Below are 807 nucleotides of genomic sequence, written 5' to 3'. Positions count from 1 at the left end.
ATGCGGGAGAGTGGTTTGCTACTCACATTAAGGCATAGCCCCCGCTTTTTGTTATTTAGATGGCTTTGTTTCCTTTAAAAAAGGATTTTCATTAAAGAATTGGAAACTCAAACTCTCATCAGGGAACATATAAGCACCATTGCGAGTATTTAAAAAACGATATGGAACGGCAATATATTTGCCTTTGACGGAATCAAACTTAGGCTTTAAAGAAAAGTCATAATTGATAGTTTCGGTTGATTTGACAAGATAGCCATGTTGGTCACGACTTTCAAATGTAATAGTTACATCAATAGATGATGAAACTTCACCAGTTTTCTTGTCGATACGAGAAATTGGACGAACTTCGTCACAAATGCCTAAAAGGTAAGTGTACATGTGTAGCTCCTTAAGAAATATTTTGTTTGTAGCTTAGTATTTTAGGGGCAGAGCTACACCACCCCCAACAGTTTTACAACGTATTAAGGTTGTAACAACCAAGCCCCAAAACATCTTCACTATGTTGCGGGCAGTTTGTCAATTTATAAACAGTTTAAAGCCATATTAAGGGCAAAATTTACATACCTTCGATAGAATCAAAAATATGTAAGATTTACATACTTCCAACAAGTAAATCTTACATAAAATAGAATTAAATAAAGCTTAAATATGTAAATTTTACAGGTAAAAAAATGACAAATGCAGAAATAGCAAAAAAGCTTAAGATAGCCGAAAAAACTATATACAACTGGCGTAAAAATAGAAAAGAGCTTTTTGAAGTTATAGAAAATGGACTCAATTTAAAAGAAAACAAAGAAAGCTTATATG

Annotated in this window: 2 protein-coding genes; one reads left to right on the top strand and one right to left on the bottom strand. The window is 32.8% G+C overall.

The genetic code is table 11. From position 1 onward, the window contains the following. Nucleotides 1–51: 51 nt before the first annotated feature. A complete protein-coding gene (locus CYP51_RS03280) occupies nt 52–378 on the bottom strand; it encodes a hypothetical protein (protein ID WP_103624368.1) in 327 nt (108 codons plus the stop codon). A gap of 293 nt (nt 379–671) precedes the next feature. Between CYP51_RS03280 and CYP51_RS10240 the strand changes: the two genes are divergently transcribed. Then, nucleotides 672–807 (top strand): terminase gpP N-terminus-related DNA-binding protein (locus CYP51_RS10240; RefSeq protein WP_440588229.1); only part of this gene is annotated, 136 nt, incomplete at its 3' end.

Source organism: Campylobacter concisus, from assembly GCF_002912895.1.
Lineage (GTDB): Bacteria > Campylobacterota > Campylobacteria > Campylobacterales > Campylobacteraceae > Campylobacter_A > Campylobacter_A concisus_G.
Note: the sequence above shows the minus strand (reverse complement) of the source record. Positions and strands in the feature narration are given on the sequence as shown.

What these genes read in the sequence shown, in the direction of transcription:
- CYP51_RS03280 (WP_103624368.1), bottom strand. Translation starts at nt 378, where the DNA reads ATGTACACTTACCTTTTAGGCATTTGTGACGAAGTTCGTCCAATTTCT.